The sequence below is a fragment of the Bacillus sp. SJZ110 genome (assembly GCF_006715455.1).
Taxonomy (GTDB): Bacteria; Bacillota; Bacilli; order Bacillales; family Bacillaceae; genus Bacillus; species Bacillus subtilis.
Window position 1 is genome coordinate 170,104 of sequence record NZ_VFNF01000004.1, and the last position, 24,420, is coordinate 194,523.

A 24,420-nucleotide genomic window follows, 5' to 3' on the forward strand; every position below is an offset into this window, starting at 1 on the left:
CCGTGCAAATGTACAGGAATAATTATACACTAGACAACCATTTCTGTGGTTGTCTTTTTTTGTTGGCCTAAAATTGATTTTAATTTCAGAGGAGCTAATAAACATGAGCGAAAAACAAAACGAAAAAGTATACGATCTTTCATTCTTTATGCCAGGACAAACAATTGAAGCGGAAGAAGTAAAAGTGCCGATTTCTAAACGATTTGTAGACAAAGAGGGCAACGTTGTTCCATTCATTTTCAAAGCAATTACGACTGAACGAATTGACGAACTTGAGAAAGAGAATACGACTTACAAGAATGTAAAAGGCCGCGGTCGTGTGAAGGACTTGGACAGCCAACGCTTTTATGCGCGTATTGCGGTTGAAACGACTGTTTACCCTAACTTTAAAGCTAAGGAACTACGTGAGGCTTACAAAACAGAAGATCCGGTGGAAGTTGCAAAACGTGTTCTTTCAGTCGGCGGTGAGTATGCGAACTGGCTAAACAAAGCAATTGAAATCAACGGTTTTGATGATGATCTCGAAGACCTTGAAGAAGCGGCAAAAAACTAGTAAAGGACGGGGACAAAGAGGCTGTATATCTTTATTACGCGATGCATGAGCTCAAATACGCCCCGTCAGAATTAAGAGAACTATATGAGGCTCCGAAAGAATTCAAGGCGCTCTTATATGGGTTAATCAGTTATAAGCTTGAGCTGTTAGAAAAAGAAGCGAAGAAGGGAGGTAATTAACTATGGCTAAACTAACAGCCACGTTTGAATTACATGATAAGATTTCCCGCAAGCTTCGAATGATACAAGGCAATGCTGAAAGACTTAAGAGGGCCGCTAATGGCCCTCTTATTTTTGAGGCTGAAGACCGGACTGAGAGAGTTATGCGGCGGATTGACCGATCGGCCAACCGTTTGACCGGACGGGCTCGATCGCTTGAAGTGGATTTAGATGATCGAGCTTCGAATGGCTTACATTCTATACGTCAGCAAGCAGAGGATCTTACCGAAGGCAGTCATGAGGTGACGGTTTCTGTAAATGATCAAGCTACACCACGTTTTCGTTTGATCCGTGGAGGTCTCACTGATTTGAATCGCACGCACGCTGAGCCAACTGTTTCAGTTCGTGATCATGCTTCAAACCAATTAGATGAGATCCGTCGTCATGTGTCCGATGTAGATAGCGAACATGCAGAGCCAACTGTTTCTATTAAGGATAGAGCTTCAGCGGCTCTAGATGCAATTGAAGCGAAAATAGACAGCTTAAAGGATGCTACCATTACTCTGGCAGTTGCAGGTGGTTTTTCTGCAGGTTCAATTATGGGTTCAGGTAAAAGTACAATGTCTCAGGATGCTTATGTGTCAGCAACTTCAAACGTTAATAAGAAAGATGTTGCAAGAATGACGGATCAGATCTATTTCAACAATAAAGCGGGCAGTTCTCGGGAAGAAGTCAGTTTATCTTTGAGAAACTTATCGCAACAGACAGGGGCTTCTAAAAAAGCTCTTGCTGAATTGACTGAGTCGTCAAGTAAGATTGCCCAGCTTATGAATGCTGATCAGGCAGAGGTAGATCGTGCTTTCAGTTCAATGTATAACAACTTGAAATTGTCCGGGAAACAAAGCGGAGACTTAATTGCTTATGTATATCGGAATGCCGGTGACCAAGCCGACGATTTATTGGATACGATGAATGAATACAGTTCCACCTTTAAAGACTTGAAGCTCACAGGCGGCCAGATTGCAAACGCCATGATAAAAGGAACAAAGGGTGGCGCCAGAAACTTCGATAACCTAGCCGATAGTATGCGTGAGTTTAACATCCGCCGAACCGAAATGTCTGATAGCCAAGTGGACGCATTTAAAACGCTGTTCGGAGCCAAGGAAACTAAGAAAATGTTCAAGGGCTTCAAAGATGGTTCAATAAGCGGAGAGGAAAGTTTATTTAGGGTGGCAAAAGCACTTTCTAAAGTGAAAGACAAAACAAAGCGGGCTGCTATTGCGACTGAGCTTATTGGAACACAATATGAAGACCTTAAGCAGCCGATTTTAGATATGGCTGAGGGTATTGGTACAAGTGCCAAAACAAGCGGTGAATTAGAACGAAGCTTTACGAAACTTCGGGATAATAATCCGATGACACCGGTTAATGATGCCATGAGAGATTTTGAAAGCATATCTAAGGATATGGGAACTTCTCTGCTAACTGGATTAGGGCCAGCCTTTGATAAAATCAGCTCGTTCATTAACAGTAAAGAAGGTCAGGAAAAACTTAAAGAGATCAAAAAAGATATTGCTGATCTTGGTGAGGAGATAGGTGATAAGTTAAACGTAGCCATTGAGTGGAGCGTCAACCATTGGGATGATTTGAAAACAGCGATTAAAGTTGTGATCCCTTCTTTAATTGGGTTGATTGGTTATTTGAAAATACTACGTCCGCTGTTAAAAGGGATAGGTACTGTCGGAAGTGATGCAGCAGGCGTAATCCGAAAGTTAATTCCAAAACGTACTCCTAAAGCTGTCACTAATACGCAAAGTGAAAGGAGGAACAGAAACAGTAATCGTAATGCCAGCACAAGGAGCAGAGAATCCAAAACTGCCACAAGTCCAACGAGTTTACCTCGAAGCGGCAGCTTAACATGTTGCTGTTGTAGCGATGGAGGTAAAAATGATCGCATTCGTAGAAGACGAGGGAAAAGAGTTTTAGGACGACGGGGTAATCTAAACCGAATGAACCCTTCTGACAGTTCAATTGTTGTGTCATCTGAACGGTTGGAGAGAAGGCGTTCCGGTAGAACTGTAGGTACTAATCCAACCGGAGGATCAAGACCAGCAATAACCACTACGAGATCGGAGCTATACTCAGCTGGTAGAGCTGCAGGCGGTACATCGAAGTTCGGGAAAGTCTTAAGTCCTCTGAAAAGTGTTGGCAAGTTTGCAAAAGGAGTCCCTCTATTAGGAACAGCGTTAGCGGCAACCGATTTAATTGGGATGAATAAAGATAATGTTGGTGAAAAGATTGGATCAGCTGGCGGTGGTCTTGCTGGAGCGGCTACAGGAGCAGCTATTGGCAGTGTTATTCCAGGAGTGGGAACAGCCATTGGTGGAATAGTTGGTGGTATAGCAGGCACCATGGGTGGTTCAAGTTTAGGTAAAGCGTTTGATGGTTCAGAAGTAAAGAAGAAACTAAACAGTACATTATTTGATCAAAAATGGTGGTCTGAAAAATGGTCCGGCATTAAGAGTAATGCGAAGACTTCTCTCAATGGGTTAAGTGATACATGGTCTCATGTAAAAGAAAAGGTGAAGTCTACTTTATTTAATAGTGAATGGTGGTCTGAGAAGTGGTCTGGTGTTAAAAGCTGGGCACAAGACAAATGGAATAGTGCATCATCTGTTTGGGAGTCCGTAAAGCGAAAAATAAAATCCACTTTATTTAGTGAGAAGTGGTGGTCAGGAAAGTGGGAAGGCGTAAAAGGTTGGGCTCAAAGTAAATGGGACAGCGCGTCTTCTGTTTGGCAATCTGTTAAAGGAAAACTGAAATCCACTTTATTTAGCGAGAAGTGGTGGTCAGGAAAATGGGAAAGTGTAAAAAGCTGGTCCAAAAATAAATGGGACAATGCTAAATCAATATGGAAAAGTGTTAAGAGTTCCATCTCAGAAACCCTTTTTAGTAAGAAGTGGTGGTCTGAAAAGTGGCAAAGTGTAAAGGAATTGGGAAGCAGTATTTTGGGCGGAGTAAAAGAAGTCGGTGGGAAAGTAGCTTCAAGTGCGAAAAAAACTGCTGGTAAAGCGTGGGGATATGTGAAGAGTGGCGTAAATTATTTATTTGGTACGGGAAAAGAAAAGCCAAAGAAACATGCTACTGGTGGTTACATTACGAAGCCAACAATATCTTGGATTGGTGAAGCAGGTAAAGAGTTTGTTATTCCCGTTGAGAATAATAAAGGTCGCGGCAAAATGCTCCTTTCTCAAGCTGCTTCGAAATTAGGGATGAGTGTAGTTGATGATATAGCGTCTGCTTCATCTGCAGGAGGTGAACCAGCAACTTCCCCGCTAATCCGTAGAGCGGCGGTGACTGCTTCTGTATCTCCTATAATTGACACATCCAGTCTTGATGAACAAGCGACTTCATTTGGTCAACAGTTCACTAAAGGCTTTGATCAAGGAATTGGAGATAATGTTGTTTCTATGGAATCTTGGAAACAGAAAAACGTTGGACAGCCAATGAACAATTTAATCTCTTATTCTCCGAATTACGGAAAGCAAGTGGTCAATGGATATGCTAAAGGTCAGAACAGCACTTCGACCGGTACAGATGGCTTCTTGCAGACGAAGGTTAAAACGCCATTTCAGAACACTGTTAATAAATCTTCATCATGGGGAAGCGGAACGGTCAAAGGTTTTGCTTCTGGACAAAATAGTTCACAAACTGGTACTGATCAATACGTCAGCACTCATATTAACAAGCCGTTTATCCGCTCTAAAGAATCATCAAACGGCTGGGGAAGCGGTATGGTCGGTAATTTTGTTTCTGGTATGACTTCTAAGGCAAGTGAAGTCCATGAAGCTGCCAAGGAACTGGCGAAAAAAGTTGAGAAGGCATTTCGTGAAGAGCTTGATATTCATTCACCTTCCCGTGTCATGATGAGTCTCGGTCGTTTTGCCTCTATTGGTATTGTAAAAGGTCTGGATTCAGTTGATGTGAAAAAGTTTGCTGAAAAACAAGCAGGTGCACTAGCTGCTGCTTATTCCGGAATGGGGGCAGTAAGCGGAAATGTGAAGCAATGGCTTATGGCCGCTATCATGGCCACAAAGACACCAATGAGCTGGCTTCCAGGGCTAATGACAATTGCTCAGCATGAGTCAGGGGGTAATCCGAAGGCAATCAACTTATGGGATAGTAATGCGAAAGCAGGACATCCATCTCAGGGGCTCATGCAGACAATCCCAAGTACCTTCAACGCACACAAATTGCCGGGCATGAATAACATTCTTAACCCGATTCACAACGCTGCTGCTGCGATTGGCTATATCAAAAGCAGATATGGATCAATTAATAATGTACCAGGCATTAGAAGCATGAGACACGGAGGTCCATATGTTGGCTACGCTAACGGCGGACTGATTACAAAAGAACAAATTGCCCGTGTCGGTGAAGGAAACAAGCGGGAATGGATCATTCCAGAGGAGAGAGGCATCCGTGGACGTTATCTATTAGCCCAAGCAGCTAAGGCACTCGGAATGGAAGTCACAGACCCATCTCAAAAACGTCAAACTGAACTATCTTCCGGTCAGGTAACAGCAGCCACAACAGGCAGTCAGCAAACAACTGTTACAGCATCGGGAGGTAAAGAGGTTATTATTCAGTTTAATGGCGATCAGCATTTTCACAATGACCAAGACATGAACAGTCTTGTAGCTAAGATTAAGCAGGCCCTTGTCGATGAGCTTGAACAGGATATCAACATTGGAACGAAGGGAGTCGTTGCTTTTGACTAAATCCGTATATGAATTCTGGTTTTCACAAGGGAAGGACAAGCTGCGGCTTCCTGTTCTTCCTGAACAAATTGATATATCCAACACAATTCAAAATGAATCAGTAAAAGTGGCCAGTTTTGGGGAAATCACTTTTATAGATAAACCGGGAGCGAAAGAGATTTCGTTCTCTTCTTTTTTTCCAAAGAAACACAGTCCACTTGCTGAGTATAAGGGATTTCCTTCTCCTGAAAATGCTATTGCAAAGATCGAGAAATGGGTGAAATCTAAAAAGCCGGTTCAATTCTTGATTACTGGAACGAAAATTAATTTTACTTGCAGTATCGATTTTTTTTCTTATAGCGAGGGCCAAAAAGATATAGGTGATCGTGATTATGAAATAAAGCTGAAGGAATACAAAACTGCTTCGCCGCGGAAGATCAAGCAGAAGAAAAAGACGAAGAAGAAACGGCCATCTAAATCAGCTCCTAAAACATACACCGTTAAGAAAGGTGATACACTGTGGGACCTTGCCGCCAAATTTTATGGAGACAGCACAAAATGGCGCAAGATCTGGAACGTCAATAAAAAGGCTATGATCAAACGAAGCAAACGGAATATCAGACAGCCAGGACACTGGATCTTTCCTGGGCAAAAATTAAAGATACCGCAGTAAGCAGGTGATGACATGATAGAACTTTTCGTCATTAAAGAAACGGAATGGCTTGAGCTTGTAACAGAAAGTGTTTCTCTTGAGGGACAACGCTATCAGGCGCCGCGATCAATCACAGCAAAGATCATAACGAAACAAGGAACCCATTCATATTACAGCGTATCAGAAGGGGATACGGTTCTGTTTAAGTGGAAAGGGAAAGAGCTGTTTCGAGGTATTGTGTTTTCTCGCAATCCGGAAGAACATGGGCTGACCTTTACGGCTTATGACATGCTGCAATATCTGGTTAAGAACAAAGATGTTTATGTGTTCTCCAATAAGCGTGCAGACGAGATTATTAAGCGCCTGGCAAGAGATTTTCAAATTCCAACGACATCCATTGCAAATACAGGTTACACCATTAAATCATTAGTGTTTAAAGATGATACGAGCCTTTATGACATGATTCTGAAAGCCTTGAAACAAACGAAGAGCCAAACCGGAAGGAATTATCAATTATATTCGGCGAAGGGGAAGCTCGGCCTTCGCGCTTGGCCTGATCCGTCAGAAGTATGGGTGCTAGAATCGGGTGTGAACATTACTGGTTATCAATACAGCACTTCCATTAATGACACAGCCACAAGAGTAAAGCTGCGGCGTCAGAAAGACAATAAAACTTATACGGCTACCATAAGTGACAACACGGGTATCAGCAAATACGGCGTGCTTCAGTATGTTGAAACAATATCAGATAACATTAACCAAGCACAGCTTCAGCAGCGTGCGAAAGTTAAACAGGCACAGAAGAAAGGCGTCAAAAAAGAACTCAAAAGTATTCAAGCAATTGGGATTCCAGATCTTCAGAGCGGTTTGCCCGTCTATATTTCAATTCCGGAAGTCAGGGTTAAGAAAACATACTGGATTGATACAGATAAACACGAATTTAAAGGATCGACACACACGATGACCATTGATGTGGTTGAGAAAAATTCTATCCCTGATGGTGTTTCCTCATGAGATTAAGTGAAGCAATCAAACATTTGGCTGTCGGTGCAGTTGATTCTGAGTCACCAGTGGATATTATGCCGGCTGAAGTGGTTTCCGTTTCACCTATTGAAATAAAGCTTAATGAAAGTGACAAATTAATAATACCTGCCGATTTGATTATTGTTCCAAAGCGGCTGCGGGCCGGTGAAGAAGAAGCATTGAATACAGGTGAGCGTGTGATGATTGTCTCCTTAAAAGGCGGGCAATCATTTTTTATTCTCGACAAAATATAGGAGGTGTTTGGAATGGCTTTGTCTCCGGAAATCGAGTTTGAGGATATAGAGGATGACAGCGAGGTCATAGAGACCTCGCAAACCTACAAAATAGATTTTGAAAATGGCTGTATCACAAATGAAATTATCACAGGCCTTGAAGCGATTAAGCAGTTTGTATATCTGTCTCTCCATACTGAGCGATATGCATATTCTGTTTACAGTCATGACATTGGAAATGAGCTTCAAGACGTGCTGGCAGATAACGAAACAACAGACGCATATAAGAAAATGGAGATCCCTCGGCTGATAGAGGAAGCACTGATCTATGACGACCGAATTTCTGCTGTTACAGATTTTGAAATAGAAAAACAAGGCGAATCGTTCCGTGCCTCCTTTACAGTCGAGACTGACGAAGGAACATTGGAGATCGAGGAGGTGCTTGGCGAGGATGTTTGAAGATCAAACTTATGAAGCGATTATGGATCGAATGTTGAACAGCATTTCAGCGGACATTGATACAAGGGAAGGCAGCGTGATTTATAACGCGTTAGCTCCTGCAGCCGCAGAATTGGCCAAGTCTTATATTTGGCTCGATACTGTGCTGGAACTTGTCTTCTCAGACACAGCGCAAGGGGAATTTTTAGATCGACGGGCTACTGAAGCAGGCATTGAGCGGACTGCTGCCACAAAAGCAGTCAGGGCAGGGGAGTTTACTGAAGGCGTGACCATTCCTGTAGGGTCTCGCTTTTATGTTGATAATCTTTATTTTCAATACACAGCTGACGGGACGTTGGAGTGTGAAACAGCGGGGGAAGCAGGGAACGCAAACATATCCGGTCAGAATCTATTGTCATTAGACACTATACCTGGGCTTCAAAAAGCGATTGTGAAAGAGATTCTGATTCCTGGACGTGAAGAAGAGGATGATGACAGTTTAAGAGCTAGATATTTTACCCGCGTGCGTCGGGAAGCTGTCAGTGCCAATAAAGCACACTATAAACAATGGGCTGAGGAAGTAGACGGAGTAGGGAAGGCAAAGATCTTTCCGCTTTGGAACGGGGAGGGCACAGTCAAAATTGTCGTGACCAATGCTAACTTGGAACCTGCTTCCGATATTTTAATATCAAAGGTGAAAAACTATATTGATCCTGAACCCGGACAAGGTGAGGGACAAGCGCCAATAGGTGCCTTTGTCACAGTGGAGAGTGCGGTATGGAAAGAGGTTGAGATTTCAGCTGAGGTGCTTCCCGAAGTCACTAGCTCTATCGATCAGGTAAAGCAAGAAATCGAATCAGGTGTTTTAAATCTTTTTAAAAAGATGGCTTTTGAAGATAACGTCATCCGCTTATCGCAGATTAATAACATCGTCTACAATTCACCTTCAGTAAGTGATTACGCAAATATTAAAATCAACGGCGTGGCCGAAAATTTGGTTCTGAGTGACGTCGAAATCCCTAAATTGGGGCAGGTGAACATCATTGAGCAAACTCGATGAAATGACTGCTTACCTGCCGCCGTTCCTTACTAAGTTAAAGGAAATGGCTGAACTTCTTAAAGCGGAAGCTCCGGAATTTGAGAAGCAAAATCACAGCATCTTTGATCTGACAGATCAGCTGTTTGTTACTACGGCAACCTGGGGGCTTGAACGATGGGAAAAGATTTTGAACGTACCGCGGGAATCAGGTGACACCGATGAGATCCACCGATTGCGGTTAATCTCTAAAATGTCCAATATACCTCCCGCAACATATAAGGCCATTGAACAGGCATTGAACCGGTTCCTGAAAAATCCGTCAGCTCAGGTTCGGCTACTTCCTAGAGAGTATCGTTTCAATGTTGATATTGATATAGATGATATGCAGCATATGAGCGAGCTCATAGAAACATTGGAGAATATGAAGCCAGCTCATTTGGCATATACCTTGCGAGCTGCTTTGAATGAGCCACTCAAGATAAAAGATACTGTCATTTTGAATAACAGAAGGTATCGAAAAGCAAGTGAGCTAAGGGTAGGTTATTCCGTCACGCTCAATAATAACGAGGTGGTCCTTGTATGATTACACAGCTTTATAGAGAGCGAACAGCTGCAGATTTGAAAAATAGAATATCGAAAGTGCTGCTGAATGGAAATGAAACAAAAATTGCGGAACTCACCATTCAGGGTGCCGTTGTCACGGTGCTTACTCAACGAGAGGAAGACATCAAACATATTAAGAGTGTTCAGATACTTGATGATCAAAACAACGTGATTACGGAAAGAACAACAGATTTAGACGTTAGTAATAATAGAACGCTAGATTTTAGGATTACTTTTGAGGTGGTGTAACAATGGCTTATGATGCAAAAACAGATTGGCTCCCGGACGATCCGATTAATGAAGATGATGTGAACCGTTGGGAGAAAGGCATTCAAGATGCGCATAAAGATTTAGCTGTACATAAAAATGACATGAACAACCCTCACAATACAACAAAGGCGCAAATCGGGCTAGGGAACGTTGATAATGTACAGCAAGCTTCGAAAAAAGAATTTGAAGAGCATCGTAATGATTTACAACGGCACATTACACCAGTGGAACGGGAGAATTGGAATGCAAAAGAAACAATTGTCGGAGCTCAGGAAAAAGCGGATAAGGCTTTATCGGATGCAAAATATTACGTGGATACCAACTATAAAAATAACAATCTGACGTTAATTACTGGAGAAAATGCTATTCAAGATGCAAGAACAGGAGGGGAAGAATATCCTTTAGGACTGACCTTAATGGACATTGGGCAGGGAAATACTACAGGCTACCCCTTGGGTTATGGCATTGTCAAAAATGAAAAATATAATAATTACCGTTTCACTCAATACTTTTACGGAATAGGGAATGAGTCTGGGACTTACTATGACAGTACAGGAGTTTGGGTTAGACACTGGTGGAGTGGTTCAGGCTGGACTCCGTGGCAAAAGATATCAGGTTTTGCTCATGCGAATATTGGAACTACAGGTGTTCAGTATTTGAAAAAGATTGATCACACTAAAATTGCATTTAACAGGGTCATCAAGGATAGCCATAATGCTTTTGATACTAAAAACAATCGATTTATTGCTCCGAACGATGGAATGTACTTAATCGGGGCAAGTATATATACCTTAAATTATACATCTTATATAAACTTTCATTTGAAGGTTTACCTAAATGGAAAAGCATATAAAACACTGCACCATGTAAGAGGAGACTTTCAGGAAAAGGATAATGGGATGAATCTTGGTTTAAACGGCAATGCGACTGTACCCATGAATAAAGGAGATTACGTTGAAATCTGGTGCTATTGCAATTATGGAGGAGACGAAACACTGAAAAGGGCAGTAGATGATAAAAATGGCGTATTTAACTTTTTTGATATACAAGAACTTGGAGGCCGGAACTATCCAAGATTTTAGGAGGTAACGATGAATATAGGTGAAGCTATTCTTTTTAAATACCCAACAGCTGATCCCACAAAGGATTTTATTGTCCAGAATAATGGTGATGGAACTCCCTCATATATAGCAGAGTGGAACATTAGGGCACCTATACCCACGGAAGCAGAGTTAAAAACTTGGTGGGAAGAGCTTCAGAGTATATCTGCATATGAACCACCAGTTCAAGTGGATCTACTCGCGAAAGAGTTATCTCAGGAGAAGCTAGCTCGTAAACAGCTTGAAGAATTAAACCAAACTTTGGGAAGCGAGCTCTCAAAAATAAAGTTGCAACTGCTTACTCTACAAGGAGGGAAAGATTCATGAATTATTGGGTGCTGGCTTTGCATTATAACTGGGCTTCTTTTGAAATGGTGAAACAGGCAATTCATTATAAAGATTGCTCGCCTGAGGATTTACAAAAAGGGGTAGAGAAAAAACTCATTACAGCTGAGCAGTATAAAGAGATCACAGGAGAAGCCATTTAGGGCTTTTTTATTTTGCCTTAAAGGGGGTGGTTCCGTTGTAAACCCATGCTCACCACTAATGATCTACTATAGCAAGGAGGATTATTATGGCATCATATAGTTTTCAATTTCCAACAGATGCAACCGGTAAGCCAGGAGCGGCTAAACCTTATCGAGAAGGGAACAGGGATTTTGTAGTACCCGTGGCTGCTATTTCAGGTAATGCGGAGCTGCTAACGAACGCAGTTTTAAAAGCCACTGAAGTATACACGCAATATGGTCAAGATCGATTAGGTCAGGTTTTAATATCAAAAGTGAAAGGTCATGCTTATTCTGATCGTGAAGGCACCTTATTCATTGAAGAAAGTAACGATATGAATTCATGGACCACAGTCTCTTCATTGGTCGTTAAAGCAAATACGCTAGGCGAGACTGAATGGATTCATTTAACTAAACGCTATTTCCGTTTCAGGTACGCAAATGGTAACCTGCAGCAATCTGAATTTTTACTGTACCAGTCACTGGGCGCAGGTGAAGAGGATATAAACATAAACCAAGCTGTTCCTATTACAGCAGTTGCTCCGTTCTCAGTCCAGTTAGATAAAAGCGGGTTAACTAATGATGGTCGTTTAAAAGTTCAAACTGAAGGCTTGAACCTTAGCTCATTAGACACTCAAGCAAAAACAATGGATATTGTCTTTCACGATAAAACAGAAACCATAGGTGAGGGTAACCCATTTACCGTTGGATCATTCAAAACGTTACTCATTGAGGTTTATGGGACGGCTGAGACAAGTGAATTGAAGTTCTGGGGTAAATCCTTATCGGGAACAAAAAGAGCCTTGAGAGGGCAAAAAGTGGATGACGGAACATTTGCCACTAGCACAAAAGGAAAATCTGAAGCCTGGTCTTTTAACATTACCGGTTTTAAAGAAATTGTTATGGAGCTTACAGCTTTAACAAATGGAAACTTTTCAGTTAGAGGGACGGCCGTCTCATAAGATCCGGCTGTCCTATTTTTATTTGCCTCGGAGGAGGTGATTAGAAATGGAGGAGACAAGTTTGTTTATCAATTTTGAAACATTAGATTTAGCAAGAGTATATTTATTTGGAGGGGTGAAGTACCTTGATTTACTTCTAGTACTTAGCATAATTGACGTTTTAACAGGAGTAATCAAGGCATGGAAATTCAAGAAGCTGCGAAGCCGGAGCGCATGGTTTGGTTATGTCCGTAAGCTGCTCAATTTCTTTGCAGTCATTTTAGCAAACGTTATTGATACAGTCCTAAATTTGAACGGTGTCCTAACCTTTGGTACCGTTCTTTTTTATATCGCTAATGAAGGATTGTCAATAACTGAAAACTTAGCACAGATTGGTGTTAAAATCCCTTCAACAATAACAGATCGATTACAAACAATAGAGAACGAAAAAGAACAGAGTAAGAATAACGCAGACAAAGCTGCTGGCTAAGCTGCTGGCTAAGCCAGTGGCTTTTTTATTATGCAGACAGAAGGAGAGAGGATATATGGCCATCAAAGTTGTTAAGAACCTAGTCTCTAAATCGAAATATGGATTGAAATGTCCTAATCCAATGAAAGCTGAATATATCACTATTCATAACACTGCGAATGATGCTTCAGCAGCCAATGAGATTTCTTACATGAAGAATAACTCTAGCTCAACGAGTTTTCACTTTGCAGTAGACGATAAACAAGTTATTCAAGGAATTCCAACAAACCGTAACGCTTGGCACACAGGAGATGGAACAAACGGTCCAGGAAATCGTAAGTCGATCGGTGTTGAAATTTGTTATAGCAAGTCAGGAGGGTCACGATATAAGGCAGCGGAAAAGCTTGCTATTAAGTTTGTGGCGCAGCTACTTAAAGAACGCGGCTGGGGCATTGATCGTGTCCGCAAGCATCAAGACTGGAACGGTAAGTATTGTCCGCATCGTATTTTGTCAGAGGGAAGATGGAATCAAGTTAAGGCTGCCATTGAAAAAGAATTAAAGTCGCTAGGTGGCAAAACAAGCTCAGACAAAACAAGTGCAACTAAAAAGAAAACAACAAACTCAAGTAGCAAAAAAACGTCATATGCGCTACCTTCCGGCATCTATAAAGTCACAAGCCCTATGCGAAAAGGGGATGACGTAAGGCAGATTCAAAAAGCTCTTGCTGCTCTTTATTTCTATCCGGACAAAGGTGCGAAGAATAACGGTATTGACGGTGTGTATGGACCGAAAACAGCCAACGCGGTCAAAAGGTTCCAATCTATGTATGGTCTTACCCAAGACGGTATTTATGGACCGGATACGAAAGCTAAACTTGAAGCATTATTGAAATAACAACCCTCTTTTTTAAAGAGAGGACATTTTATGTATTTTTGAAGGGTGTATTATTTACTGAATTTAAAGACCTAAGAAAAATAAAATAGTACTCTAGTATGGATATTCAGTTAGCTCTAAAAAAAGATATTGATATTTATTCCAACTCTGTGGTATTTAATTGTTGTCAATATTCTTAAAAGGAGTTGGAATAATGAATAAATTTCTCTTGGCTCTCTTTTTATCTGTAATCACTTCTGTTAGCATGGTTTCAACAGCAAATGCAGCTGTAATCGATCACGATAAAGTTGTGGGTTTTAGAGAGGTGGTGCCTACCACTGTTACTCAAAAAGCGGCGAAACGTTTTCAACCATATCTAAAGGTTTACAGCGGCTGTGTGCCTTTTCCTGCAGTAGATGCGCAGGGGAATACAAGTGGCGGTTTAGAGCCTACTGGAGCGCCTGAAGGACATTGCAGCAAAAATACTGGACAAGTATATTCACGTTCTGCATGGTACAATGGGGTTTGGGCAATCATGTATTCTTGGTATTTTCCTAAAGATGAAGCCTCTCCAAGCTTAGGTCACAGACATGACTGGGAAGGAATCGTTGTATGGATTGATAATCCAGCAAATCAAAATCCAAAGGTTTTATCAATTGCATATTCTGGACATGGAAAATTCACAAATGTAGCACCAAGCGGAACCAACATGAAAGATGGTACTCATCCTTTGATTGCCTATGATAGCACGTGGCCACTTAATCACGAATTGATGATGAGCGATCGTGTTGTAGGTGGAACTCAACCGTTAATCGGTTGGGATGATTTAACTCCTGCCGCAAGGAATGCATTAAATACAGCAGATTTCGGTAAAGCAAATGTTCCTTTTAATGATAGTAATTTCACCAACAATTTAAAGAAAGCTTGGTTTAAATAAAAATTCATAATTCTAAATTGAGAAGAGTCCTTACTTAAAGAAGGGCTCTTTTTTCTGCATACTTCAAGACGGCAGTTACGGACAGAAAACAAAAAAGACTGGATGGGCTATTATAAATATCTTGTTAGCTTTGCAAAGAAAAACACCAATCAATTTAAAAAAAGCCCCTCATTTGCAAGGGGCTCTAAATTGCAATCCTTCTGATTTAATCGTCCCAGTCTTCATCTTCTTCCCAGTTTTCTTTAGATTCCTCAAGATCCTCCATTAAAAACTCTAAAAAGTTACGGGCCACAGTTCGACCGTAACCCTCTTGATTGTCCCAAAGGATAACCGGACATTCTCCATCATCATCCATTCTGTTTGTATCAAGGCAATAAGAAAATTCATCTATATATTCGATAACCACAATTCCATCAATTAAATCATAGTACTTCCTGTATTCTTCAGTCACTGTAACCACTCTTGCAGTAGCTTTACCATGACCTAGTATATTTACTCCATAAACTCCACCAGATCCATATTTCTCAAGAAACCATTTATAACTGTTGGGTAACTTAATGTTTAGTTTTTCCTCTATAGCATTAATTTTATCAATGCTAATTCCACCCGTAAAATCGTCATCTTCTGCATTCTCTTTAATGAATTGCTCAACTTGTGAATAGTTCATTAAAATCACCTCTTACTTTTGATTCTCGAATTGTCTAGCTCTCCATTTCCAATATCTCTTTCTAAAATTATTGTACTGTTTTTCAAGTATTGGATCATTTCTAAAGCTCTGTCCATTTCCCTTCAAGCCATGCAGCACTTTACTATATTTGTTATGCCAGCTTTCAGGTATTTCAAGCATTGTACCACTCTCTTCTTGGATAAGGTGATGCAAATTAACTTTAGTTCCATCATTAGCGTAAGGAGCATCTCCTTTTTTCATTATCTGAAGATTCGTTTTCCCTGTATCTGGGTCTACTCTGTTAATATCAATGTCTTTCATTGTGTATACTCTTCGGCTTACATCTCTAGGTTGTCCTTTAACTTTTACTTTGCCGTCTATTTCAACAGCACGATACTTTTCTTTATTTAACCAAGGGAGATTTATTTCCTTACCTGTAAATGGTTTTCTTGTTTCATCTAATTTTTTAGCAAGCTGGAGCAGCCTGTCTTTTGCGCTCACATCGTTGATGACATTATAAGGCATGCCACCTGCTACAACAACATCTTCTCGCATGGCAAACGGTTTAATTACTGTTAGTGGATCAGGAGTTTCATCCAGTTTTTTAGACACTTTTTTGACTGCAGCTTTTCCGGCTGTTTTCACTCCTATTTTAGCAACTGAACCAGCACCTTTTAAAGCAAAGATGTTTACTGCTGCACATGTAATCCAGTGAGCCGTTGATTCTGCGTCTCCATTCTTTACATCTCTAACATAAGAGGTTATTATTGCATCTTTTATTGAGTTAAACGTGGAATCATAGTGATAAACTGCAACTGCAGAATTAATAAACATGTCGACAGGGTGATTGTGTGCCATATAGTCTAATGTTTCAGCTGTCATATCATAAAGGGCGGTAACAGTACCTTTGGCTCCAGCCATTAGTTCCCGTGTGTTTTCAATCTGTGTGAAATATCTTTGTTGATCTGCTGTTAGATTTTCATACCCAATTGTTTTAGCCATTGAATAGAATTCATCTGCATCAGCATAGTCGTAATTTTTCAGTCTTTCTTTCAAATTTTCGATTTCCCGTTCTTTTTCTTCTTTCTTTTTAATCGTCAAATAAGCTTCCGTTCGCTTTTCAATATCGCCTTTTTTCTTATGTATGTCACTCTCACGGTACGCCTTGGCGTTGTAGTGGATGGGCGTAGCGTTTTTGCCTTTGCCTGTTGCTTCTTGGAGCTTTTGGAAGTCTGACTTGATGAATTGTTCATTAGGTTCTGATAGGGCATATTCTGTCAGTAAATCTTCGTCAAGGTCACCTAGTTTTTCAATTGTTTTTTTGCGTTTGTCATTGGCATCTGCAAGCTCATCCTTGAAGGTTTCTGTTGAAAATAGGTCGAGCGGAAGGATGTCGTCAATGTCGTTTAGGATATCTTTCATGGCTTTTTTCTGTTCAGACATGATGGATTTTGATTTTTTATGGGCGTTAGCCAGTTCATGTTCTAAAAAAGATTCTTCAATATAAGCATCAGAGAGGCCTTTGTCCTCGACAGCTCCGGCAATGCTGTTAAAAAATGCGATCTTCATATCAATGTAATCGATCCATTGATCAGTGACACCAACATGATCGTGATAGAATGCTTTAATGTTATTAGCGCCTTTACCTGAGAACTCGCTGTCGTCCAGTTCAGCGACGCTTTGTAAAGCTTTTCTCAAGTTGACCATTTGCGTCCTTAGTTCTTTATATTCTTTGGCGCGGTCTGTAGCTTCAGACATAAGTGTTTTAGCTTCAAAGACTTTCATATTCATACCCTCTCATTTAATTATATAACAAAATATTACCATGGAAGAATGATGAAACTAAGTATTATGTGGATCAAAGGGTGGAAATGAATCATTCGATCTGTGTCTTTTGATCTAGTTCTAGTTTTTGGGTTTGACCAGCTTTTGTGAAATGCTTTTCATGTCTAAAATAAGAAAAAGCCGTTATGAAACGGCTAAAGGGAATCAGAACTAATGTTGTTTATCGAATCAAACAAGGAATTCATGAGTAGGTGCTAGAGTTACATTCCGGGATGCTTCCTTCATTTCGCCATTAGACATAGATCCGAAAAAGGCAAGTCCAATTAAAACGGCGGATAAACTGATAAACAATTTAGATTTCATACATGCATTCCCCTTTCGATATTTGCTTTTGAGCATATACCATCTTCTTGAAACAGATGATACTATCCTCTATTTTTCCATTATAATCGAAAAGGTTGCCTCCTAACAATGCCAGCTCTTCCAGATAAGGGTATCCTTTGCCGTTCTCTAAACGAGAAAAAATGTTGAGGAGTTTAGGTGTATCGCCATTTCTTATATAAAGAACGTCTAATGCTTCAAATAAGTTCATAAAAAGTTCGTCTTTAAAATCTACAGCACTTCTGATTCCTTTGCGGAAGCAATCCATTGCTTGTTCTTTTTTGCCTTGTTTAAAATAAATCAACGCTAGGTCGTGATAAGCTTGCGGAAGTACGTCAGAGTTTATTTTTCTGTATTGAACCAAGGCCTGCTCGATATAACGTGCAGCTTTATTTAAGTTGTCCATTTTGTGATAGCAGTTACCGAGATTGAAAAATGCTGTGGCGTAGATGTGAGTATTTTTACTTTTAAGCAGCTCGGCACCTTTTAAAGCTTCTTGAAGGTGGGGGAGAGCTTTTTCATGATTTTCAAGGTCATCGTAGTTGCCAGCAATAACAAAATGGCACTGAATACGCCGAACAGAATAAAGTTCATGTTTTTTATAGATGTTGTATGAAAGTTCAGCGTAGTGCATTGAGATGTGAGTCATTTTCATATGATAATAGACTTCGGATAACTTAAAATAAAACTCAGCTTTTTCAATCTTGTCGGAGATCGTTGGAATTTTGCGTTCAGCTTTTTTGTAATATGTAATGGCCTTTGTGTATTCACCGTTTCTAAACTCATACATCCCGCGGAAGAAGTTATAATAATACGCTCGCATATTGTCTAGCTTCTTCTTATGCCCTTCGATTTTCTTTAAATATTCTGAAAGTTCAATTCGATTTTCATCAGATGGCAGAGTATACTCCAGCATGATTTTATGTCGAAAGGCCATTAGTTGATAATAAATAAGCAAGTCTTGATCTTCTTCCATAACCTCTATATCACGTTCTATTTCAGCCTTTAACATTTCAGCATCCGTAACATTGAATTTTTGAATATGCCTATGCCATTCATTAATCTTCATTCCCACTTCAGCTGATGTGATTGATATCAAGATATTCACCCTTCCCTTAACTCTACTAGTAATGTAAATATTAACAAGTTTTCTTTCGCAGAAAAAGGCAATAGGGCACCGCAATTTAAATTTTCGGTGAGACCGCAATAACTTTTTTGCGTATTAAGGAACTTAAATATATGTTAAGTAATGAAAGTATTTTGTAGATGAAGATTTACTATGTTGAGGGACTCGATTTAGATGAAGATACCAAATCATATTGGTGTATTTTTTGCTTTAGATTAATTAAATCTCCTCTCCTTTAGGTGTTCATGACTTGCCACCAAAAGCAAGTTGTAACCTTGTTGTAGTAGCGATGGAGGAAAATATTAAAAATAGAAAACCTCTATCTGGTTACACTAGCTTTTAGTGGGTTTCATAATTAATCAAAAAAAATTGATTAAAGAAGGCGATATGAATGGATGAGACGAAATCAGAACTACTTCGGAAATATGAACAAAAATTTAAGGCTCTTGCTGATCAGAAACGATTAGAGATCATGTATGAACTTTGTCAAAGGGGAAAAACCTGTGTTTGTGATCTGACTGAGATTTTTGAGGTAACACAATCTAAACTTTCTTATCATCTTAAAATTTTATTAGATGCCAACTTAATAACGAAAGAGACAAAGGGAACATGGAGCTATTATGATTTAAATGATGAGGAAGTAAATAGTTTATTATCAGAAGAGCTTTGTTGTGTATTTAGAAAAAAAGGTGAAGGAGATTGTTGCTAAAAAATTTTTAGTCATTAAATCAAATTTTTTTGATTAATATATTAGAGGGGGAATTAAAATGAAATATGTTCATGTAGGGGTTAACGTTGTCAGTTTGGAGAAATCGATCGATTTTTAAGAAAAAGTATTTGGAGTAAAGGCTGTGAAAGTAAAAACAGACTATGCTAAGTTTCTATTAGAGACTCCTGGATTGAACTTCACTTTAAATGTCGTAGACGAGGTGACGGGAAATCAAGTGAATCATTTTGGATTCCAAGTAGATAGTTTGGAAGAAGTTTTGAAACACAAGGAAAGGCTTGAAAAAGAGGGGTTTTTGCACGTGAAGAAATGGATACAACTTGTTGTTATGCAGTCCAAGATAAATTTTGGATTACTGACCCAAATAGGAATGAATGGGAATTTTTCTATACCAAATCGAACAGCGAGAATCAAAAACAAGATTCCTCCTCTTGTTGTGTAACACCACCAAGTGATAGTACAACGAACTCTTGCTGTTAATAAAAAGGTAAGGATGCATATTTATATGTGTCCTTTTTTAAATAATGTGTAGCTATACGAACTTGACACCAATGACAGGTTGAATAGCCGATGCTGACAAGAACCGGCTTGTTTTCACGTTTTGCTTTTTCGAAGGCTTCTTTTCCCCAGGGATACCAGTCTACGGGGTTTTGGGCATGTTGGAGTAAGTATGGTGATTTCTCATTGATTAATCTATTGGGGTTACTTTTATTTGGCATGGGATCACCTTCTTTCTAAATGTTTTTTTAAGTATTCTCTTTCCTCTATTTAATATACCAGATAGCTGAGGCCCGTCAACATTTGTCTGTGAGGTATTCCATAATGAAAATCAAGGGCTATAAACCCTTGATAGATTCATTATTTCACCTTTGAACTATAAAGATGGGTCTTCAATCGTAATGCTTTAACAAGATTGCTGAATTATGTCCTCCGAAACCAAAAGAATTTGATAGCCCATATTTCAATGGAAGGTGTCTTGCTTCTGATACAACATCTAAGTTGCAATCTGGATCTTGCTTCTCTACATTAATAGTTGGCGGAATAATTCCTCGTCTCAAACTTTCCACTAAAGCAATTGCTTCTACTCCGCCAGCAGCACCAAGCATGTGCCCAGTCATTGACTTGTTTGCAGTTGTTGGAATTTCACGTGAATGTTCACCAAATAATTTCTTAATAGCTAGAACTTCTGAACGATCACCTACTTGTGTACTTGTTGCATGAGCACTAATAACATCAATTTTACCTGTTGATATATTTGCACTTCTCAATGCCTTTTTCATGGCTAAGTAGGCACCCTTACCTTCTGGGTGTGATGCTACCATATGATGAGCATCTGAACTAGCTCCGTACCCCACTACTTCACATAATATCGGCGCATCTCTAAGAATAGCGTTTTCTAATGATTCTAATACTAAGATACCTGCGCCTTCACTCATAACAAAGCCATCTCTATCTGTATCGAACGGACGGCTGGCCCGACTTGGATCTTGGTTTCTTGTAGATAGTGCATGGGCGTTTCCAAAACTAGCCAAAGAAATCTGTGTGATTGCAGCTTCTGCTCCACCGGCAAATATAATATCTGCTTCATCATTTCGGATAGCATTGAAAGCTTCACCAATAGAGGTGTTCCCGATTGAACAGGCTGTGACTGGTGATAATGATGGTCCTTGTGCTCCTAATTTTATGCTTATTTGGGCCGCAGCTGCATTTGAAATCATCATTGGTACAAGGCTAGGGCTTACTCTCGCGGGACCTCGTTTATTCAATACATTCACATTATCAACAAGCGATTGTATGCCTCCGATTCCTGAACCAACATATACCCCTAAACGTTCAAGATCAACCTTATCTAACTGTAATTGTGAATGTTCTAATGCTTGTTCGGCTGCTGCTAAGGCAAACTGACTAAAACGATCTAATCGTTTTGCTTCTTTTCTCCCCAATATTTCATCTGCATCGAAATCACGAACGATTCCAGCTATCTTTGTTTTATAAAAAGCAGTATCAAAAGAATCAATTAGAGATATTCCCGAGTGTCCTTTAACTAGTTGATTCCAAAAGCTATTTACATCATTTCCTAGTGGAGAAATAACTCCCATTCCAGTAATTACAACTCTTTTCATGATAATTCCCTCCTTGTTTTTATTAACTTTAGCTATTGTGTTATCCTATTACAAGTTGTTGTTTATCCTAGTATAATTAATACTATTTTAAAGGGAGATCTTAATGAAACCTGAAACAAGACTTCAAGCTTTATCAGAATTTCTAAAGACCCAACGTTCGAAAATTACTCCTCAAATGGTTGGTTTACCTGTAGGAACCCGCAGAAGAACACCAGGACTAAGAAGAGAAGAAGTGGCTCAATTAGCAGGTGTAAGTCTTACATGGTATACATGGTTGGAACAAGGTAGAGATATAAAAGTATCTACTTCGGTATTAGATGCTATTTCTCGAGCATTACAATTAAATAACGATGAAAGGAGATATTTGTATGCTCTAGCGTTGGAGGAAGGAGTGAAACAACCCTTTATAAGTGAGAAAGAGAAGGAAATCAGTCCGGCTTTAGTGAAAATTTTACAGGAACTTCGTTATTGTCCAACGATTATTTCAGATAGAAGAAGTCAGATTGTTGGGTGGAATCAAGCAGCAGCTAATGTATTTTTGGACTTTGACCAAATCATCCCGGCAGAAAGGAATATAATACGCTTACTATTCGCAAGAAAGGAATTTAAAAGTTTAGCAGTGAATTGGGAGCACTTTGTTAGAGGATATATCGCAATATTTAGAACGTATTATGGACAGTATGTGGCTGATGATTGGTATGAGCAATTTATACGAGAAATGGAACAGGCATATCCTGAGTTTCGTAAAATTTGGAATGAAAATGAGATAAGCTCTGCTCCTGAAGTATTAATTGAGTTTCGTCATGCTAAGGTAGGTAAAATGTTGTTTAATCTTACTTCATTACAAGTGCATGGGGATACTGATTTAAGATGCAGCGTCTATACTCCAGTTGAGGATACTGAAACTGAGTTTAAGTTAAAACGTTTAATTGAAGGCTAGCTATGATAAATTAGTTTCCTAATTTGCATAAATGACAATGTTCTTTAGAATAGGCCAAGGCTAGCTATCGTTTGGAGAAAAGAAGTTATTCAAGTAATACTTCCTTTACTTTGTTTAGACTGTAAATAAAAAAACAACTAGTATATAGTTCCCATTCGTTTTTTGTATTTGGATGAAGTTGTTGTGTGCATCTAATATAAAAAAGATCCTATGCCACCAGTGACATTGCAGAACTGATTTGAGTAGAGATAAAATGGAACGATATTCATAAAAATTCAGGCTACGCATAGCCATATAAAACACATGATTAATTATAAATTCTTTACCGATCGTTCTCAAATTTGCTATACTTGAAACACGTTAGATCTAACTGTTTTGCTACTCAAATGAGAATGCACATTGTTCCAGAGATTATTGATAATTAAATTTATAATTCTTTACTTATCGTTCTAAAAAGGATATTATTTAATCATGGTTTGAAATTCATGAGTTCATTTTAGAATGTTCATTCTACAATGGATTATGACTTTTGTTTTTGTTAGTATTGGTTCATTGATTTTTTTAAGGAGAAAAAAATGGCTAGAAGTAAAGAGTTTGACGAAAAAGCAGTATTAAGAAAAGCAATGGAGCTTTTCTGGGAACAGGGTTATGAAAAAACATCCATGCAAGATTTGGTAAATCATATGGGGATACACCGCAGGAGTATATATGACACATTTGGTGACAAGCGTTCATTGTTTTTAGCTTCCCTTAATCACTATGAAGAGCTCGTCGTCAATGAGATGGAAAGCATAATTAGCAGAACTTCATCCATTAAACAGGCGATACGTGATGTTTTTATTTTCGTACTGAATTCCATTGAACAATACCCAAAAGGTTGTCTATCAGTAAATGCAGCCATTGAATTATCTTTGTTGGACAAAGAAATTGGACGCATAGTTACAAAAATGTTTAACCGTACTGAAGATATGTTTAATAACCTTATAAAACGGGGCCAAACTAGTGGAGAGATATCAAAAGAAATCGATTCTGATAACATATCTCGTTTCTTACACAACAATTTGGTAGGTATAAGAGTACTAATAAAAACTAATTACAGTAAAAAAGAATTAGAAGGCATCATTACTCTAGCACTTTCAGTGTTGGACTAGCTTTCTTTTTTTTACCCTATTTAGAACGTTCATTCTAAAATTAGCATGAAACAAACCATCATAATGCATACTTATAAAATCGTTTTTTAATTTCTAAGGAGGAACACAAAAATGACAAACTTTAAAATACCATCAGAATCAGAATTTATTGAAGCAGATGGAACTCGTTACGCATATAGAAAATTTGGTACACAAGATGGTATACCGCTAGTATTTCTTGTTCACTTTAGAGGAACGATGGAAAACTGGGATCCAGACATGCTTGAACCGATTGCAAATAAACGCCCAGTAATCTTATTTGACAATAAAGGGGTTGGTGAGACAGATGGAATAACGCCTACTACAATTACTGATATGGCAAAAGATACAGCAACATTTATAAAAGCTCTTGGATTAGAACAAGTTGACATTCTTGGTTTTTCCATTGGTGGTATGGTTGCACAAGAGCTAGCTTTACAAGAAGGAGATTTAGTAAGAAAAATTATTATGGCAGGTACTTCGCCTGAATCTGGTATTAATCCAAATCCAGAGATTTTTGAAAGAATGAATCGTCACGGCGGAACGGAAGAAGATGGAATAAATGATTTTATGTTCTTTTTCTACGCACAAACCGAAACAAGTAAATCTGCAGGAATGGCTTCACTACAAAGAATTTTTAATCAGAAAAAAGTAAACAGTTCAGAACAAGTAAAAGAGGCACAATTACAAGCCATTGCAAAATGGGCTAAACAAAAATCTAATCATGATTATGAATGGTTACAAAACATCAAACACCCTGTACTTGTTACTAATGGTGTTAATGATGTAATGGTACCAACTAAAAACAGTTACATCTTAGCAGAGAAATTACCCAAAGCACAGCTGATTATATATCCTGATTCTGGTCACGGGCATCTGTTTCAATTTCCAGAACTATTTGCAGAACACGTAAATTTATTTCTTGATTCTAATTTTTATTAAAAAG

27 protein-coding genes and 1 pseudogene are annotated in these 24,420 nt (G+C 39.2%); 22 read left to right on the forward strand and 6 right to left on the reverse strand.

Going from position 1 to position 24,420, the window contains the following annotated elements; translation table 11 throughout:
- Positions 1–103 precede the first annotated feature (103 nt).
- From FB592_RS13285 to FB592_RS13365, 17 genes are all read left to right on the forward strand, one after another.
- The gene (locus FB592_RS13285; RefSeq protein ID WP_032725183.1) at positions 104–553 is read left to right on the forward strand and encodes a phage tail assembly chaperone; all 450 of its coding nucleotides are present in this window, start codon (positions 104–106) and stop codon (positions 551–553) included.
- A 41-nt stretch (positions 554–594) separates the two neighbouring features.
- Complete coding sequence (locus FB592_RS13290; RefSeq protein ID WP_129508173.1) at positions 595–732, forward strand: hypothetical protein; 138 nt, start codon at positions 595–597, stop codon at positions 730–732.
- A 2-nt stretch (positions 733–734) separates the two neighbouring features.
- A complete protein-coding gene (locus FB592_RS13295) occupies positions 735–5,492 on the forward strand; it encodes a phage tail tape measure protein (RefSeq protein ID WP_141949594.1) in 4,758 nt (1,585 codons plus the stop codon).
- Positions 5,485–6,144: a LysM peptidoglycan-binding domain-containing protein gene (locus FB592_RS13300; RefSeq protein WP_141949596.1), complete on the forward strand. Its 660-nt coding sequence runs from the start codon at positions 5,485–5,487 to the stop codon at positions 6,142–6,144. Before FB592_RS13295 ends, FB592_RS13300 begins: the two co-directional genes overlap by 8 nt.
- A 12-nt stretch (positions 6,145–6,156) precedes the next feature.
- Positions 6,157–7,137: an XkdQ/YqbQ family protein gene (locus FB592_RS13305; protein WP_141949599.1), complete on the forward strand. Its 981-nt coding sequence runs from the start codon at positions 6,157–6,159 to the stop codon at positions 7,135–7,137.
- On the forward strand, positions 7,134–7,400 hold the full coding sequence (locus FB592_RS13310; RefSeq protein WP_024122153.1) for a DUF2577 family protein: 267 nt from the start codon (positions 7,134–7,136) through the stop codon (positions 7,398–7,400). The genes FB592_RS13305 and FB592_RS13310 overlap by 4 nt, the downstream gene beginning before the upstream one ends.
- A 12-nt stretch (positions 7,401–7,412) precedes the next feature.
- Positions 7,413–7,838 (forward strand): DUF2634 domain-containing protein, encoded by a 426-nt coding sequence (locus FB592_RS13315; protein WP_103750552.1) that lies wholly within the window; start codon positions 7,413–7,415, stop codon positions 7,836–7,838.
- Complete coding sequence (locus FB592_RS13320; RefSeq protein WP_141949601.1) at positions 7,831–8,877, forward strand: baseplate J/gp47 family protein; 1,047 nt, start codon at positions 7,831–7,833, stop codon at positions 8,875–8,877. The genes FB592_RS13315 and FB592_RS13320 overlap by 8 nt, the downstream gene beginning before the upstream one ends.
- A complete protein-coding gene (locus tag FB592_RS13325; RefSeq protein ID WP_141949603.1) occupies positions 8,861–9,439 on the forward strand; it encodes a putative phage tail protein in 579 nt (192 codons plus the stop codon). The genes FB592_RS13320 and FB592_RS13325 overlap by 17 nt, the downstream gene beginning before the upstream one ends.
- Positions 9,436–9,708, forward strand: a complete 273-nt coding sequence (locus FB592_RS13330) for a hypothetical protein (protein ID WP_141949605.1) — start codon at positions 9,436–9,438, stop codon at positions 9,706–9,708. Before FB592_RS13325 ends, FB592_RS13330 begins: the two co-directional genes overlap by 4 nt.
- Positions 9,709–9,710: 2 nt before the next feature.
- Entirely contained in the window at positions 9,711–10,811 is a 1,101-nt protein-coding gene (locus tag FB592_RS13335; protein WP_141949607.1) for a pyocin knob domain-containing protein, read from the forward strand.
- Positions 10,812–10,820: 9 nt separating this feature from the next.
- Positions 10,821–11,156 (forward strand): XkdW family protein, encoded by a 336-nt coding sequence (locus tag FB592_RS13340; protein ID WP_141949609.1) that lies wholly within the window; start codon positions 10,821–10,823, stop codon positions 11,154–11,156.
- Positions 11,153–11,317, forward strand: coding sequence for an XkdX family protein (locus FB592_RS13345; protein ID WP_103750555.1), 165 nt, complete (start codon positions 11,153–11,155; stop codon positions 11,315–11,317). The genes FB592_RS13340 and FB592_RS13345 overlap by 4 nt, the downstream gene beginning before the upstream one ends.
- 86 nt (positions 11,318–11,403) lie before the next feature.
- A complete protein-coding gene (gene xepA / locus FB592_RS13350) occupies positions 11,404–12,297 on the forward strand; it encodes a phage-like element PBSX protein XepA (RefSeq protein ID WP_103750556.1) in 894 nt (297 codons plus the stop codon).
- A 46-nt stretch (positions 12,298–12,343) separates the two neighbouring features.
- Positions 12,344–12,766: a phage holin family protein gene (locus FB592_RS13355; RefSeq protein ID WP_069703863.1), complete on the forward strand. Its 423-nt coding sequence runs from the start codon at positions 12,344–12,346 to the stop codon at positions 12,764–12,766.
- A gap of 55 nt (positions 12,767–12,821) precedes the next feature.
- Positions 12,822–13,640 carry a peptidoglycan recognition protein family protein gene (locus tag FB592_RS13360; RefSeq protein ID WP_141949611.1) on the forward strand — a complete coding sequence of 273 codons (819 nt, stop codon included), beginning with the start codon at positions 12,822–12,824 and terminating at the stop codon, positions 13,638–13,640.
- 193 nt (positions 13,641–13,833) lie between these two features.
- Positions 13,834–14,556 carry an NPP1 family protein gene (locus tag FB592_RS13365; RefSeq protein WP_015251658.1) on the forward strand — a complete coding sequence of 241 codons (723 nt, stop codon included), beginning with the start codon at positions 13,834–13,836 and terminating at the stop codon, positions 14,554–14,556.
- A gap of 205 nt (positions 14,557–14,761) precedes the next feature.
- Here the strand turns inward: FB592_RS13365 and FB592_RS13370 are convergent, their stop codons facing one another.
- The 4 genes from FB592_RS13370 to rapE form a co-directional block, all read right to left on the reverse strand.
- Positions 14,762–15,223: an SMI1/KNR4 family protein gene (locus tag FB592_RS13370; protein WP_029318109.1), complete on the reverse strand. Its 462-nt coding sequence runs from the start codon at positions 15,221–15,223 to the stop codon at positions 14,762–14,764.
- Positions 15,224–15,235: 12 nt separating this feature from the next.
- The gene (locus FB592_RS13375) at positions 15,236–17,008 is read right to left on the reverse strand and encodes a T7SS effector LXG polymorphic toxin (protein ID WP_141949614.1); all 1,773 of its coding nucleotides are present in this window, start codon (positions 17,006–17,008) and stop codon (positions 15,236–15,238) included.
- A 228-nt stretch (positions 17,009–17,236) separates the two neighbouring features.
- Entirely contained in the window at positions 17,237–17,371 is a 135-nt protein-coding gene (phrE, locus tag FB592_RS13380; RefSeq protein WP_014114495.1) for a phosphatase RapE inhibitor PhrE, read from the reverse strand.
- On the reverse strand, positions 17,361–18,488 hold the full coding sequence (rapE, locus tag FB592_RS13385; RefSeq protein WP_141949616.1) for a response regulator aspartate phosphatase RapE: 1,128 nt from the start codon (positions 18,486–18,488) through the stop codon (positions 17,361–17,363). The genes phrE and rapE overlap by 11 nt, the downstream gene beginning before the upstream one ends.
- Positions 18,489–18,906: 418 nt before the next feature.
- Here rapE and arsR point away from each other — a divergent pair, with 418 nt between their 5' ends.
- Entirely contained in the window at positions 18,907–19,224 is a 318-nt protein-coding gene (gene arsR / locus FB592_RS13390) for an arsenical resistance operon transcriptional regulator ArsR (RefSeq protein ID WP_141949618.1), read from the forward strand.
- Between the two features lie 58 nt (positions 19,225–19,282).
- Positions 19,283–19,722, forward strand: a pseudogene (locus FB592_RS13395) (ArsI/CadI family heavy metal resistance metalloenzyme).
- Here the strand turns inward: FB592_RS13395 and FB592_RS13400 are convergent.
- Together FB592_RS13400 and fabF are read right to left on the reverse strand one after the other, a co-directional pair.
- On the reverse strand, positions 19,719–19,961 hold the full coding sequence (locus FB592_RS13400; protein WP_141949620.1) for a DUF255 domain-containing protein: 243 nt from the start codon (positions 19,959–19,961) through the stop codon (positions 19,719–19,721). The pseudogene FB592_RS13395 and the gene FB592_RS13400 overlap by 4 nt on opposite strands.
- Before the next feature lie 171 nt (positions 19,962–20,132).
- The gene (gene fabF / locus FB592_RS13405; RefSeq protein ID WP_141949622.1) at positions 20,133–21,365 is read right to left on the reverse strand and encodes a beta-ketoacyl-ACP synthase II; all 1,233 of its coding nucleotides are present in this window, start codon (positions 21,363–21,365) and stop codon (positions 20,133–20,135) included.
- 103 nt (positions 21,366–21,468) lie between these two features.
- Between fabF and FB592_RS13410 the strand changes: the two genes are divergently transcribed.
- The 3 genes from FB592_RS13410 (at position 21,469) to FB592_RS13420 (ending at position 24,416) form a co-directional block, all read left to right on the forward strand.
- Complete coding sequence (locus FB592_RS13410; protein ID WP_141949624.1) at positions 21,469–22,305, forward strand: helix-turn-helix transcriptional regulator; 837 nt, start codon at positions 21,469–21,471, stop codon at positions 22,303–22,305.
- A gap of 575 nt (positions 22,306–22,880) precedes the next feature.
- Positions 22,881–23,456: a TetR/AcrR family transcriptional regulator gene (locus FB592_RS13415; RefSeq protein WP_141949627.1), complete on the forward strand. Its 576-nt coding sequence runs from the start codon at positions 22,881–22,883 to the stop codon at positions 23,454–23,456.
- Positions 23,457–23,567: 111 nt separating this feature from the next.
- Entirely contained in the window at positions 23,568–24,416 is an 849-nt protein-coding gene (locus FB592_RS13420) for an alpha/beta fold hydrolase (protein WP_141949629.1), read from the forward strand.
- The last annotated feature ends 4 nt before the right edge of the window (positions 24,417–24,420 follow it).